Below are 13,377 nucleotides of genomic sequence, written 5' to 3'. Positions count from 1 at the left end.
CGTCTGGCGGTAAAAAATCTTGAACTCGCGCGCCAGCGCGGCCAGCTCCTGGGGGCTGCGCGGGGTCAGGGCGATGAAGCTTTCGTCAAAGCTGGTCACGTAGGCTTTGAGCACTTCGGGCGTGTCGCGCGCGGGGTCCAGCGTGATGAAGATGCCTTGCAGCCGGCCGGCTTCGGCGCCCAGTTTTTGGCGCGCCTGCGCCAGCTCCAGCAGCGTGGTGGGGCACACGTCGGGGCACTGGGTGTAGCCGAAGAAAACCACCACGACTTTGCCTTTGAAATCGGCCAGGCTGCGCGGCTGGCCATCGGCGTCGATCAGGTGAAAGTCGCGGGCATAGGGCGCGTCATGCAGCGCCTGGCCGCGCAGGGCGGGGCGGGCGGCGTCTTGCGGCGAGCAGGCGGGCAGCGCCAGGGCGCAGGCCGTCAGCAAGGCGGCGGAAAAGACGGCAGGGAAAGCGGCAGAAAAGGCGGCAGGGAAGCGGTCAGGCATGGCAGGCGGCTTTCATTCACTCAGCGCGGCTTTCGGGCGGCAGGCTGTGCGGGCGCGGCTGGCGCAGGGCCTGGCGCATGTCATCCAGGCCGATCACGGTTTCAGCCGACACGGTCGCGCGCGGCGCGGGCTTGAGCGCGTGGCCGTAAATCAGCTCGAATTCCAGGGGAATGGAGCCGCTTTCCGCGCCGCTTTCCGCACTGTTTCCGCGCAGGCTTTCCATCTCGGCCAGCAGGCGCGCGTGCCAGCGGCGGCCGCGCAGGGCGGCAAAGCGGCTGCGGCTCAGGTTGCGCCCCAGCGCGCGCAGCTCCTGCAAGGCGCGCTGCGGCGTTTCAAAAGTGAGGGTTACGTGCTCCATGAACATGACCGGCTCGGCAAAGCCGGCCTGCATCAGCATGTCGCCCCAGTCGTGCATGTCGGTGAATTCGTGCGCGGGCGCGGGCCAGCCCAGGCGCGCATACAGCGCGCGCAGGCCGCGCAGCGTGTCCGGCCCCAGGCAGGAAAACATCACAAAGCCATCCACGGCCAGCGCTTGCAGCCACTGGCGCATCAGCGCCTGCGGCTCGGCCACGCGGTGCAGCAGCATGTTGGCCCACACCATTTGCACGCTGCCCGCTTCGGGCTGCGCCACGGTGCGCAAGGCCGGGCGCGCCCAGCGGGCGGGCCGCCACCAGGGCAGGGGCGCGTCGCCCGTTGGGCTTTCGCCCGCAGGCACGCCCACGCATTCGGCCTGGGCGAAGTGCGCCGCCACCAGCGCGTGCCCTTGCATGCCGCCGTGGCGTGGCGACCAGTGCGCCCAGCGTTTGACGGGCAGGGTGATCCACGGCAGGCGCTCGGCCATGCGGCGCGCCACTTCTTCATGCAGCCAGGGCGCGGGACCGGGCAGCGCGGCCAGCCGGGCGGCGGCCCGCGCGTCTAGGGAAGGGGGGGAAGAAGGCGAGGAAGCGGCGGTCATGACAAAAGCCCCGGCGCGCGGGACGGATGCGGCTTGGCATCAAAAACAAGAGCGAATTCACAGGGCCTGAAAAGGCTATCGTCGCAATGAATACGGGGAGGTCGTGCTATGAATCAAGGAGCAGAAAAACCCCTTCACCACCCCGCCTGCGGCGCTGGGGCGGGCAGTATATTGATGACGCGGCGCTTGCGCGCCCTGCCGCCGGACCATCCGCAGGCGCTGCGCGGCCTTCTTCCGCTTCTTCCGCTTCTTCCACTTCTTCCGTTTCCTGCTCCCTTTTTCGCCGCATGGCCCTGCTTGCCCGCCTGCTGCCCAGCCAGTGCCATATCTGCCGCGCCTGGCCCGCGCCGCCCATTTGCGCCGGGTGCCTGGCCTGCTTCGTCCGCCCCGAGCCGCGTTGCCTTACCTGTGCCGCGCCGCTGGCGAGCAGCGCGGCGCAGTGCGGCGAGTGTTTGCTCAGGCCCCCGCCCATGAGCCGCACCTTCGCCGCGCTTTCCTATGGCTGGCCCTGGGACGGGCTGCTGGTCCAGTTCAAATTCCATCAGCAAACCGGCCTGGCCGCCCCGCTGGCTGCCATGCTGCTGCAAACGCCCGGCGTGGCGCAGGCCGTGGCCGAAGCCGATGCCGCCGTGCCCGTGCCCGCCTCGCGCCAACGCCTGGCCGCGCGCGGCTACAACCCCGCCTTGCTGCTGGCCCGCACCCTGGGCGCGCGGCGCGTGGTGGCCGACGCCCTGCTGCGCCCTCACGACGCACTGCCCCAGCGCAGCCTCAGCCGCGCCCAGCGCCTGCGCCGCGTGCAAAACGCCTTCGTTCCCAACCCCGCGCGCCGGCCCGCCCTGCAAGGCCGCCATGTGCTGTTGATTGATGACGTGATGACCACCGGCGCCACCTTGCGCGCCGCCGCCGAAGCCCTGCTGCGGGCGGGCGCCAGGCAAGTCAGCGCCGCCGTGCTGGCCCGCACGCCGCCACTTTGAGCAGGCTGCTCTCAGTCTGTCTGCGAACAGACCCTCAAAAACAGGAGCGAATCCAGGGGCGCCAAAAAGCTGGTTTGCGCTGGTTCCACTAAGACATTATGCTATTGAAAAAGGAGCTGAACAAAAGAAACCAGGCCCGGCATGAAGCCAAGCATGGCGAGCGGGTCTGCGCCGCCCGCGCCCGAAAGGATAAATTCAGCCCTTCCACCCGTGCCATGCAGTACCGCTGCCCCGCCTGGCCTCGCGCTGGCCTTTCCCTTTTCCGGAACCCTTGCTGAGCGCAGGCAGGCGGCCCGCCTTTTCGCGCCCGCGCGCAGGTCTTGATCCCACTGATATGACCCATCTGCTTGTCATTGCCCACGCCCCGCTGGCCAGCGCCCTGCGCGATGCCGCCCTGCACGTGTTTCCCGATGCCGCCAGCCACGTGCTGGCGCTGGATGTGCAGGCCCACGTCAGCCCCGATGCCGCCTTGCTGGCCGCGCGCGCGTTGCTGCTGCCGGCTGCCGCGCGCGCACTGCTGCTGACCGACGTGCTGGGCGCCACGCCCAGCAACGTGGCCAGCCGCCTGGCCGCCGAAACCGGCTCGCCCCTGCTGGCCGGGGCCAATTTGCCCATGCTGCTCAAGGCCATCACCTACCGCGCCGAGCCGCTGCTGGAGCTGGCCGCGCGCGTGCGCGAAGGCGGCCAGCAAGCCATCATCCGCATCGAGCCATGATCGAAAAACAGACCACCATCATCAACAAACTCGGCCTGCACGCCCGCGCCAGCGCCAAGCTCACCAAGCTGGCGGGCAGCTTTCCTTGCGAAGTGTGGATGCAGCGCGGCGAACGCCGCGTGAACGCCAAAAGCATCATGGGCGTGATGATGCTGGCCGCTGGCATGGGCACGGCCGTCACCCTGCAAACCAGCGGCGAACGCGAGCAAGAAGCCATGCAGGCGCTGCTGGCGCTCATCGAAGACAAGTTCGGCGAAGGCGAGTAGCCCGCGCGCCCTCCGGCCTGAAAGTGATCCTTCCATGACCGCCCTTTTGCGCCCCGCCTTTTTCATCCTCTGCGCCCTGGCCCTGTGCGGCCCGGCCGCCACCCAGGCCCAGCCGACGCCCGCCATCGAGATGGTGGACATCCCCGCAGGCAGCTTCCTCATGGGCGCGTGCGTGCCGGCCAGCGCCGACAAACAGCGGCGCGCCCGCGATGAATTCATGGGCCGCCCGCCCGCGCAGCCCGCTTGTCAGCCAGAAGAAGAAGCCTTTGGTTCCGCATCCGGCCCGCAGCACGCCGTGCGCGTGCGAGCCTTCCAGCTTGGCAAAACCGCCGTCACGCTGGGCCAGTTCAAGGCCTGGCTGCGCGCCGCCGGGCGTGACGATCTGCTCACCGAAGAGTTCATGCAGGCCAACCGCCACGGCGACCAGGCCCCCGTGGTTTACGTCAGCTGGCATGACGCGCAGGACTACATCCGCTGGCTCAACCAGACCTGGCCGCAGGGTGGCCGCTGGCGCCTGCCCTCGGAAGCCGAATGGGAATACGCCTGCCGCGCGGGCCAGCCTGTTCGCTACTGCGGCAGTGATGACCCCGGCGCCGTAGCCTGGCACGCTGATAACAGTGGCCGCCGCATCCACCCCGTAGCACAAAAGCAGCCCAACGCCTGGGGGCTTAAGAGCCTGTTTGCCCCCCGTCCGCAGGCGCGAAAGCGCGGCCTCGGGCGTCCTGCGGCGTTGCAAATCCTCGCCGGGCCATAAGGCCCGTCTGCGGTTTGCGCCTTGCAGCCCATCCCGACCCGCGCTTTCGCCCCTTGCGGCCAGAGGGCAAACAGGCTCTTGCGACATGAGCGGCAACGCCTTTGAATGGGTGCAGGACTGCTGGCACAACAGTTACAAGGAGGACGGCATGGAAGACGCCGCCCCCGCCGACGGCAGCGCCTGGGAAAGCAGCTGCTCTTTTCGCAACCGCTATTTCAGCGGACTGCGCATGGTGCAGCGCGGCGGCAGCGCGCTGGCTCCGGCCTTTGGCTACGCGCGCGCCCTTGTGCGCCACCATGCCCCTCCCAAGTGGCGGGGCGATGACAGGGGCTTTCGCCTGGCGCGCGATCCGCATCCTTGAGCCGTCAAGGCGTTCCGGGAAAGGCTGTTTCTGCTCTTGTATCCATAGCTGGATGTCCCCGTATTCATTGCGGCACAGGCCCTTTTTGGCAGCCTGAATTTGCTCTTTTTTTTGAATTGAAAGGCCTCTTTTGCCAGCGCTGTCCGCCCAAACAGGCACAGATGGAACGGGAAAGGCTTCTCAAGGACAATCGCCCGCCATGTTCAAGTCCGCATTCCGTTTTTCCTTCTTGCGCCTGCTGCCCCTGCTGGCGCTGGCTTGCGCGCTGCTGGCAGGCTGCACGCAGGAGTCAGCGCCGCAAAGCAGCTTCTTGCTGCTGGACGGCCAGCGCATCTCCACCGAAAGCCTGCGCGGCAAGGTGGCGCTGGTGAATTTCTGGGCCACCAGCTGCACCACCTGCGTGGCCGAAATGCCTGAAATCGCCGCCACCTACGGCAAGTTCAAGGCGCAAGGCTACGAGACGCTGGCCGTGGCCATGCAGTACGACAAGCCCGAATACGTGAGCCGCTTTGCCGCGCAGCGGGCGCTGCCTTTTCTGGTGGCTTACGACCATGACGGCCAGGCCGCCAAAGCCTGGGGCGATGTGCGCCTGACGCCCACCACCTTCTTGCTGGACAAGCAGGGCCGCATCGTCAAGCGTTACGTGGGCCAGCCGGACTTTGCCGCGCTGCACGCGCAAATTGAAAAGCTGCTGACCGAATGAACGCTGCGCCCCGCTCAGTCCTGCGCCGCCAGCTTTGCCTGGCCGCGCCCGCCCTGCTGGCCGCTGGCGCGCTGGCCGGTTGCAGCCGGCAGCGCGCGCCCTACAGCACGTTCACGCTGCTGGATGGCTCGGCGTTTTATTCGTCCGCCTTCGCGGGTTCGGTGGCGCTGGTGAATTTCTGGGCCACTTCGTGCCCTTATTGCATGAACGAGGCGCCGCAACTGGCCGCGCTTTACCAGCATTACCGCCCTCATGGCTTGCGGGCCGTGGCGGTAGCCATGTCGTACGACCGCGCCGAAAGCCTGAATCGCTTCATGCAAACGAGGCAGCCGCCGTACCCGGTAGCGCATGACCGCGATGGCTCGCTTGCGCGCCAGTGGGGCGATGTGCGCGCCACGCCCACGGCCTTTGTGCTGGACCGCAAAGGGCGCATTGCCCGGCGCTTTGTCGGCTCGCAGCTGCACGAGGTGTCGCGCCTGATTGGCAAGCTGTTGTCCGAAGGCTGAGCGCCCGTTCAGAAAAGCCGGGCGCTACACTGCCCGCCTTCTTTGCCCTTCGCCCTCGCGCCTTGCCCCGCCGTGACCACTCCCGCCGTCGAACTGATCGCCGCTGACACGCCTGAGCGCGTGGCCCAGGCGCGCGCGCTGTTCGAGGAATACGCAGCCGAAGCGGGCATCGACCTGTCCTTTCAGAACTTTGAGCGCGAGCTGGCCACGCTGCCTGGCGAATACGCCCCGCCGCGCGGCGCGCTGCTGCTGGCGCTGGTGGACCAGCAGGCGGCCGGCTGCTGCGCCCTGCGCCCGCTGGATGATGCCGATACGCCCAACGCCGCTGAAATGAGGCGCTTGTATGTGCGCCGCATGTTCCGGGGCTTTGGCCTGGGGCGGCAGCTGACGGAGCGCATTCTGGACGCCGCCCGCCAGCGCGGCTACCAGTGCGTGCTGCTTGACACGCTGGACGACATGGAATCGGCCCGCGCGCTGTATGAAGACCTGGGCTTCGAGCCGACCGATCCCTACTACCACAACCCCCTGCCCGGAGCGCACTACCTGAAGGTGAACCTGGACTGACCCTCTGGCCGCAAGCGCCCGGACCGCCGCCCTTTCATGCTTTCTCCTTCCGGCATGAAATGGGCCGCAGGTCCTCATGAAATCAGCGCGGGCAGCTATCATTTTCAAAGCAGAAAAAGACTTTTTCGATATCCGCATGAGCCAGCTTCTCTCTTTCAAAGGCCATCGCCGCCCGCCGCTGGCGGCCGCCTGTCTGTCCGCCTGCCTGGCGCTTGGCGCGATGCCGGCCCTGCCGCAGGCGGCGCAGGCGTCCGGCAAGGCCAGCCCAAAAGCGGCCCAGAAGGCTGCCAGCCAGCCCAAGGCACAGAAGGCGGCGTCTGGCGCGCCCCGGCGCGACTCAAAAGCTGACGTGACGCTGGATTTTGAAAATGCCGAAATCGAGGCCGTCGCGCGCGCCATGGCCACGCTCAGCGGCCGCAACGTGGTGGTGGACCCGCGCGTGAAGGGCACGATTACGCTGTCCAGCACCGTTGCCGTCACCCCTGCCGAGGCCATGCGCCTGTTTGCGGCGCAGTTGCGCACGCAAGGCTTTTCGGTGGTGGAAACCGATGGCATGTCGCTGGTGCTGCCCGAGGCCGAAGCCAAGCTGCGCAGCGGCAGCGTGCGGACGCAGACGCCGCGGAGCACCGGCAGCGGGCAGGTGCAGACGCAAATCTTCCGCCTCATGCATGAAAACGCGGCCAACCTGGTGCCCGTGCTGCGCCCGCTGATCAGCCCCAACAACACCATCAACGTCAGCCCCGGCGGCAACGCGCTGGTCATCACCGACTACAGCGACAACCTGCAACGCATGGGCCGCATCATCGCCGCGCTGGACATCTCCAACGCCACGGGCGTGGAGGTGGTGCCGCTCAAGCACGCCGTGGCCGCCGACCTGGCGCCGCTGGTGCTGCGCCTGGCCGAGGCGGGCGGCAGCGCCATGCCCGCCGCGCCCGGCAACGGCAACATGGCCGTGCAGGCCAGCGCGGGCAGCGGCGTCTTTCCCACCACGCTCATTCCGGAGCCGCGCAGCAATTCCATCATCGTGCGCGCGGCCAACCCGGCCAAACTGGCGCAGATCAAGGGGCTGATCCAGCAGCTGGACCTGCCTTCGGCCACGCATGACGACGGCAGCAGCGGCAACATTCACATCGTCCACCTCAAAAATGCCGATGCGGTGAAGCTGGCCGTGACCTTGCGCGCCGCACTGGCGGCCCTGCCGGGGCAGCAGCAAGGCGCAACCGGCGGCGCAGCCAGCGCGGCGGCGGCCGCCTCAACGGGTTCCTCCTCCAGCAGCCGCAACAGCGCCAGCAGCAGCGTGCAAAGCAGCGGCAGCGGGCTGAATACCGGCCCCAGCATCGACGCCGAGGGCGACAACCAGCCTTCCACCGGCGGGCAAATTCAGGCCGATCCGGCCACCAACTCGCTCATCATCAGCGCGCCGGGGCCGGTGTACCGCGAGCTGCGCGAAGTCATCAACAAGCTGGACGAGCGCCGCGCGCAGGTATTCGTGGAAAGCCTGATTGCCGAAGTGCGCACCGACAAGGCGGCCGAATTCGGCATCCAGTGGCAAGGGCTGGTCGGCCGCCGCGACGGGGCCAACGTGGGCATCATCGGCACCAACTACAACACGGGCGGCACCAACATCATTTCGCTGGCCAGCCAGTTTCGCAACGGCATGCCATCGTCCGACCGCAACGTGGTCATGCCCGCTCAAGGCATGAATCTGGCCTTCGGCCACCGCGTCAATGGCCTGTTCACGCTGGGCGCGCTGGCCAACTTCCTGCAAGCCACGGGCACGGGCAATGTGCTGTCCACGCCCACGCTGCTCACGCTGGACAACGAGGAAGCCAAGATCATCGTGGGCCAGAACGTGCCTTTCGTGACGGGCAGCTACACCAACACGGGCGGCTCCAACGCCGCGCTCAACCCCTTCCAGACCTATGACCGCCAGGACGTGGGCCTGACTTTGCGCGTGCGCCCGCAAATCAGCGAAAACGGCACCGTGAAGATGGTGATCTACCAGGAAACCTCCAGCGTGGTGAAGGAAACACAGAACGCCGCACAAGGCCCCACGACCAACAAGCGCGCCATTGAATCCAGCGTGCTGGTGGAAGACGGCTCCATCGTGGTGCTGGGCGGCCTGCTGGAAGACAACTACGCCGAAAAGGAAAGCAAGGTGCCCGTGCTGGGCGACGTGCCCGTGGTGGGCAATCTGTTCAGAAGCCGCGAGCGCGGCTACGTGAAAACCAACCTGATGGTGTTTCTGCGCCCCGTGGTGGTGCGCGACGCGCCTTCGACCGAGCAGTATTCCGTGAGCCGCTACGACATGATGCGCGCCGCACAGCAGGACAACCAGCCCGATCCGAGCAGCGTGCTCAAGGTCAATATCGCGCCCGTCATGCCGCCCGCCCAGCCTCTTTACAAGGATGAGTGGAAAAACGAAGCGCCGCCCGCTCCCCTGAACCACGGCAGCGCGGCCCCCGCCCCCGGCATGGCGCGGCAGGAAAAGCGCTCTTCTTTCCGCATGCCCGCTTCCGGCGAAGCCAACTACATGGGGGATTGATGCGCTATCCCCTGCCCTACGCCTTCGCGCGCGCGGCCCTGCTGCTGCTGGAAGACGACGGCCAGACGCTCACCTTGTGGGCCAGCCCGCGCAGCGACCGCGCCAGCCTGGGCGAGGCGCTGCGCTGCCACGGCCAGGGCGAGCGGCCCTTGACGCTGCAAGTGCAGGACGAAGCCACGCTGGCCCAGCGCATCAGCAACGCCTACGCGCAGGGCGAATCCAGCGCCGCCGCCGTGGTCAGCGAAGTGCAGTCTGACGTGGACCTCTCGCGCATCATGCAGGAGCTGCCTGCCGTGGAAGACTTGCTGGAGGCGGCGGACGACGCGCCCATCATCCGCATGCTCAACGCGCTGCTCACGCAGGCCGCGCGCGATGGCGCGAGCGACATTCACATTGAGCCTTACGAGCGCCACTCCAGCGTGCGCTTTCGCGTGGACGGCACGCTGCGCGAGGTGGTGCAGCCCAACCGCGCGCTGCACGCCGCGCTCATCAGCCGCCTGAAGATCATGGCCGAGCTGGACATTGCCGAAAAGCGCCTGCCGCAAGATGGCCGCATCAGCCTGCGGCTGGGCACGCGGGCCATCGACGTGCGCGTATCGACCCTGCCCGGCGCGCATGGCGAGCGGGCGGTGCTGCGCCTGCTGGACAAGTCTGAAAGCCGCCTCACGCTGGAAGCCGTGGGCATGCAAGGCGGCGTGCTGCAACGCTTTGAGCAACTCATTCACCAGCCGCACGGCATCATTTTGGTGACCGGCCCCACAGGCAGCGGCAAAACGACCACGCTGTACGCCAGCCTGGCGCGGCTGGATGCGGCGCACAGCAACATCATGACGGTGGAAGACCCCATCGAATACGACTTGCCGGGCGTGGGGCAGACGCAGGTGAACCCGCGCATTGAACTCACCTTTGCCCGCGCGCTGCGCGCCATCTTGCGGCAAGACCCGGACGTGGTGATGATTGGCGAAATCCGCGATGCGGAAACGGCGCAGATCGCCATTCAGGCCAGCCTGACGGGCCACCTGGTGCTGGCCACGCTGCACACCAACGACGCGCCCAGCGCCATCACGCGGCTGACCGACATGGGCGTGGAGCCGTTTTTGCTGTCATCTTCCCTGCTGGGCGTGCTGGCGCAGCGGCTGGTGCGCAAATACTGCGCCACCTGCCACGGCAAAGGCTGCGAGGCCTGCGGGCGCACGGGCTACCAGGGGCGCATCGGCGTGTTCGAGCTGCTGACCGTGGATGACGCCATTCGCGCCCAGATTCACGGCCAGGCGCCCGAGGCGGACATCCGCGCCCAGGCCCTGTCTGGCGGCATGACCCTGATGCGCGACGACGGCGCGCGGCTGGTGGAACAAGGCATAACCAGCCGCGAAGAAGTGCTGCGCGTCACGCGCGACTGACTGGCCGCCAACCGCCATCCCTGCACGCTTTTCACTCACCATGCCCGCAGTTCAGGCCCCGGCAGACATCCTGCGCGAAGTCTTCGGCTACGCCAGCTTCCGGGGGCAGCAGCAGGACATCATCGAACACGTCACGGGCGGCGGCGATGCGCTGGTGCTCATGCCCACGGGCGGCGGCAAATCGCTGTGCTACCAGATTCCGGCCATTGCCCGCCAGCGGGCCGGGCATGGCGCCACGCTGGTCATCTCGCCGCTCATCGCGCTCATGCAAGACCAGGTGGACGCACTGCACGAAGCGGGCGTGGCCGCCAGCTTCCTCAATTCCACGCAAGACTGGCGCGAGGCCCAGGCCGTGGAGCGGCAGCTGCTGGCAGGGCACATCACGCTGCTTTACGCCGCGCCCGAGCGCGTGACCACGCCGCGCTTTCTGGAGCTGCTGGATGCGCTGCACGCGCGTGGGCAGCTGGGCCTTTTCGCCATCGACGAAGCGCACTGCGTGAGCCAGTGGGGGCACGACTTCCGCCCCGAATACCGGGCGCTGACGCTGCTGCACGAACGCTGGCCCGGCGTGCCGCGCATTGCCCTCACCGCCACGGCTGATGCGCTCACGCGCGCCGACATCATCGAGCGGCTGCGGCTGCAAGGCGCGCGACAGTTCGTGAGCAGCTTTGACCGGCCCAACATCCGCTACACCATCGTCGAGAAAAAAGACCCCACGCGGCAGCTGCTGCAATTCATCGAACGCGAACACGCGGGCGAAGCGGGCGTGGTGTATTGCCAGTCGCGCAAGCGCGTGGAAGACATGGCCGCCACGCTGAACGCCCACGGCATTACCGCCCTACCCTACCACGCCGGCCTGCCCGCCGCCGAGCGCCAGCACAACCAAAGCCGCTTTTTGCGCGAAGACGGCATCGTCATGTGCGCCACCATCGCCTTTGGCATGGGCATTGACAAACCGGACGTGCGCTTTGTCGCCCACGTGGACATGCCCAAGAACATCGAGGGCTACTACCAGGAAACGGGCCGCGCCGGCCGTGACGGCGAACCCGCCGACGCCTGGATGGCCTACGGCCTGCAAGACGTGGTGAACCAGCGCCGCATGATTGATGAAAGCCCGGCCGAAGAAAGCTTCCGGCAGGTGATGCGCGGCAAGCTCGATGCCCTGCTGGCCCTGGCCGAAGCCACCGACTGCCGCCGCGCCCGCCTGCTGGCCTACTTTGGCGAGGAAATGGCGCCCAGGCCCCGTGGCACTACCAAAAAGATAGCTGCCGGCGCAGATTCCACTAGGACAAACGGCCATTTTGACCACTGGTGCGGCAACTGCGACAACTGCCTGAACCCGCCCCAAGTGTGGGACGCCACCGACTGCGCCCGCAAGCTGCTGTCCACCATCTACCGCGTGCAGCAGATGAGCAGCATCAGCTTTGGCGCGGGGCACATCATGGACATCCTGCGCGGCAAGCCGACGGACAAGGTCGCGCAATTCGGCCATCAGCAAATCTCCACTTTCGGCATCGGCAGCGAATACAGCGAAGCCCAGCTACGCAGCGTGCTGCGCCAGCTCATCGCCCTGGGCGCGCTGCAAGTAGACGCCGCTTCCTACAACACCTTGCGCCTGCTGGAGCCTGCCCGCCCCATCCTGCGCGGCGAGCAGCCCGTGCATTTGCGGGCCGCCGCCAGCGCCAAAAAAGAAACCCGCAAGCGCCAGGCGCCCGCTCACAAAGCGCCCGCGCCCGCCGCTGCCGAGCTGGACGCCGCTGCCCAGGCGCGCTTTGCCGCTCTCAAGGCCTGGCGCGCCGAAACCGCCCGCGAGCACAACCTGCCCGCCTACGTCATCTTTCACGACGCCACCCTGGCCGCCATCGCCGCCCGCGCCCCGCAAGCGCTGCAAGACCTGCAAGGCGTCAGCGGCATCGGCGCCACCAAACTGGAGCGATACGGGCAGGCTGTGCTCGACGCCTGCCTGGCCGCTTCCGCTCACTGAATCCGTCCGCCATGAAATTCCGCCTCTTCGCCCTGTTGCTCTGTCTGGCCGCCTCCGCCCCAGCCTGGACCGCCGAAAAAGCCGCTGCCCAAGCCAACGACGCCCCTCCTGCCTGGCTGGCCTGGATACCCGTGCAAAACGGCTATTACGATCCCGCCAGCCAAAGCTGGGCCATCTCTCCGCCCGCCCGCCCCCAAAATGACGACGAACGCCACCCCTTTTCACGCAACGGGCTGGCTCCGGCCCGCCATAACGGCAAATATGGCTATATTGATACCCACGGAAAATGGAAAATCAAGCCGCAATACGATGCCGCCGCGCCGTTTTCTGAAAATCATCTGGCCGTCGTCCGCAAAGACAAGCGTGATATCTACATCAATGAAAAAGGCCAAAAGGCATTCAAAATGACTTTTGCGCAGGCTGGCTCATTCGGCGCCAATCAGCTGGCCATTGCGCGGCAAGACGGTTTATCTGGTTTTTTGGATGCCCAGGGCCAATGGAAAATTGCCGCGCGTTTTGCCAGGGCGCGCCCTTTCGCCCCTAATGGCCTGGCCGCAGCCAGCTCCGGCCAAGCCCCTGATCAATGGGGCTATATCAACGCCAGCGGCGCCTGGGCCATTCCCGCCAAATTCGACAGCGCGGGCGACTTTGCCGCCAACGGACTGGCTCCTGCCAGCCAGGGCGGCAAACATGGTTTTCTTGACCAACGGGGCAACTGGGCCGTGCCTGCACAGTTTGAACAAGCCCGCCCCTTCGCAGCCAACGGACTGGCGCGCGCCCAGCAAAACGGGAAATGGGGCTATGTGAATGCCTTTGGCCGCTGGGTTATTCCGGTTCACTTTGATGAAGCGGACGATTTTGAAGCCAACGGCCTGGCTGGAGCCAAACAAAATGGGCTGGCCGGCTATTTGAATGAACGCGGCGACTGGGCCATTGCCGCGCAATTCACGGAAGTTTCTCCATTTGAAAACCGCCCGTGGGCCAAAGTCATTCAGAGCAAAACGGAATTACCCGGATTCATTGACGCGCGCGGCCAATGGATTGTCCGGCAAGACAGGGTTTGCGGCCAAACCGTGGTCAAAAATGCTGGCGACGAGATTATCTGGCCCCGCAAATTCAGCGCCGCCTGCGACAAGAAATAATTACTTCGCGCTGGCTATA

General features: G+C 66.7%; 14 protein-coding genes. 12 read left to right on the top strand and 2 right to left on the bottom strand.

Features of this window, described 5'->3' with window-relative positions:
- Together QB898_RS03065 and QB898_RS03060 are read right to left on the bottom strand one after the other, a co-directional pair.
- On the bottom strand, positions 1–489 hold a 489-nt coding region (locus tag QB898_RS03065), incomplete at its 3' end, for an SCO family protein (protein ID WP_279523733.1).
- Positions 490–505: 16 nt separating this feature from the next.
- Positions 506–1,444: a class I SAM-dependent methyltransferase gene (locus QB898_RS03060; protein WP_279523732.1), complete on the bottom strand. Its 939-nt coding sequence runs from the start codon at positions 1,442–1,444 to the stop codon at positions 506–508.
- A gap of 287 nt (positions 1,445–1,731) precedes the next feature.
- On the opposite strand from QB898_RS03060, the gene QB898_RS03055 reads away from it, so the two are divergent.
- The 12 genes from QB898_RS03055 to QB898_RS03000 all read left to right on the top strand — a co-directional run bounded on the left by QB898_RS03055 (position 1,732) and on the right by QB898_RS03000 (position 13,358).
- The gene (locus QB898_RS03055; protein WP_279523731.1) at positions 1,732–2,418 is read left to right on the top strand and encodes a ComF family protein; all 687 of its coding nucleotides are present in this window, start codon (positions 1,732–1,734) and stop codon (positions 2,416–2,418) included.
- 334 nt (positions 2,419–2,752) lie between these two features.
- Positions 2,753–3,133 (top strand): PTS sugar transporter subunit IIA, encoded by a 381-nt coding sequence (locus QB898_RS03050; protein WP_050715834.1) that lies wholly within the window; start codon positions 2,753–2,755, stop codon positions 3,131–3,133.
- Entirely contained in the window at positions 3,130–3,399 is a 270-nt protein-coding gene (locus QB898_RS03045; RefSeq protein WP_050715833.1) for an HPr family phosphocarrier protein, read from the top strand. The genes QB898_RS03050 and QB898_RS03045 overlap by 4 nt, the downstream gene beginning before the upstream one ends.
- A 34-nt stretch (positions 3,400–3,433) precedes the next feature.
- A complete protein-coding gene (locus QB898_RS03040; protein ID WP_279523730.1) occupies positions 3,434–4,153 on the top strand; it encodes a formylglycine-generating enzyme family protein in 720 nt (239 codons plus the stop codon).
- 85 nt (positions 4,154–4,238) lie between these two features.
- On the top strand, positions 4,239–4,514 hold the full coding sequence (locus tag QB898_RS13385; RefSeq protein WP_050715831.1) for a formylglycine-generating enzyme family protein: 276 nt from the start codon (positions 4,239–4,241) through the stop codon (positions 4,512–4,514).
- Positions 4,515–4,713: 199 nt separating this feature from the next.
- Positions 4,714–5,217: a TlpA disulfide reductase family protein gene (locus QB898_RS03030; protein ID WP_279523729.1), complete on the top strand. Its 504-nt coding sequence runs from the start codon at positions 4,714–4,716 to the stop codon at positions 5,215–5,217.
- Positions 5,214–5,723 carry a TlpA disulfide reductase family protein gene (locus QB898_RS03025; protein ID WP_279523728.1) on the top strand — a complete coding sequence of 170 codons (510 nt, stop codon included), beginning with the start codon at positions 5,214–5,216 and terminating at the stop codon, positions 5,721–5,723. The genes QB898_RS03030 and QB898_RS03025 overlap by 4 nt, the downstream gene beginning before the upstream one ends.
- 93 nt (positions 5,724–5,816) lie before the next feature.
- The gene (locus QB898_RS03020; RefSeq protein ID WP_428982718.1) at positions 5,817–6,287 is read left to right on the top strand and encodes a GNAT family N-acetyltransferase; all 471 of its coding nucleotides are present in this window, start codon (positions 5,817–5,819) and stop codon (positions 6,285–6,287) included.
- A gap of 136 nt (positions 6,288–6,423) precedes the next feature.
- The gene (gene gspD / locus QB898_RS03015) at positions 6,424–8,832 is read left to right on the top strand and encodes a type II secretion system secretin GspD (RefSeq protein WP_279523726.1); all 2,409 of its coding nucleotides are present in this window, start codon (positions 6,424–6,426) and stop codon (positions 8,830–8,832) included.
- Positions 8,832–10,232, top strand: a complete 1,401-nt coding sequence (locus QB898_RS03010; protein ID WP_279523725.1) for a GspE/PulE family protein — start codon at positions 8,832–8,834, stop codon at positions 10,230–10,232. Before gspD ends, QB898_RS03010 begins: the two co-directional genes overlap by 1 nt.
- Before the next feature lie 40 nt (positions 10,233–10,272).
- Entirely contained in the window at positions 10,273–12,216 is a 1,944-nt protein-coding gene (locus QB898_RS03005) for a RecQ family ATP-dependent DNA helicase (protein WP_279523724.1), read from the top strand.
- Between the two features lie 11 nt (positions 12,217–12,227).
- Positions 12,228–13,358, top strand: a complete 1,131-nt coding sequence (locus tag QB898_RS03000) for a WG repeat-containing protein (protein WP_279523723.1) — start codon at positions 12,228–12,230, stop codon at positions 13,356–13,358.
- Positions 13,359–13,377: the final 19 nt, after the last annotated feature.

Origin of the sequence: Ottowia cancrivicina (assembly GCF_029813755.1) — a bacterium.
GTDB lineage: Bacteria > Pseudomonadota > Gammaproteobacteria > Burkholderiales > Burkholderiaceae_C > Ottowia > Ottowia massiliensis.
Note: the sequence above shows the minus strand (reverse complement) of the source record. Positions and strands in the feature narration are given on the sequence as shown.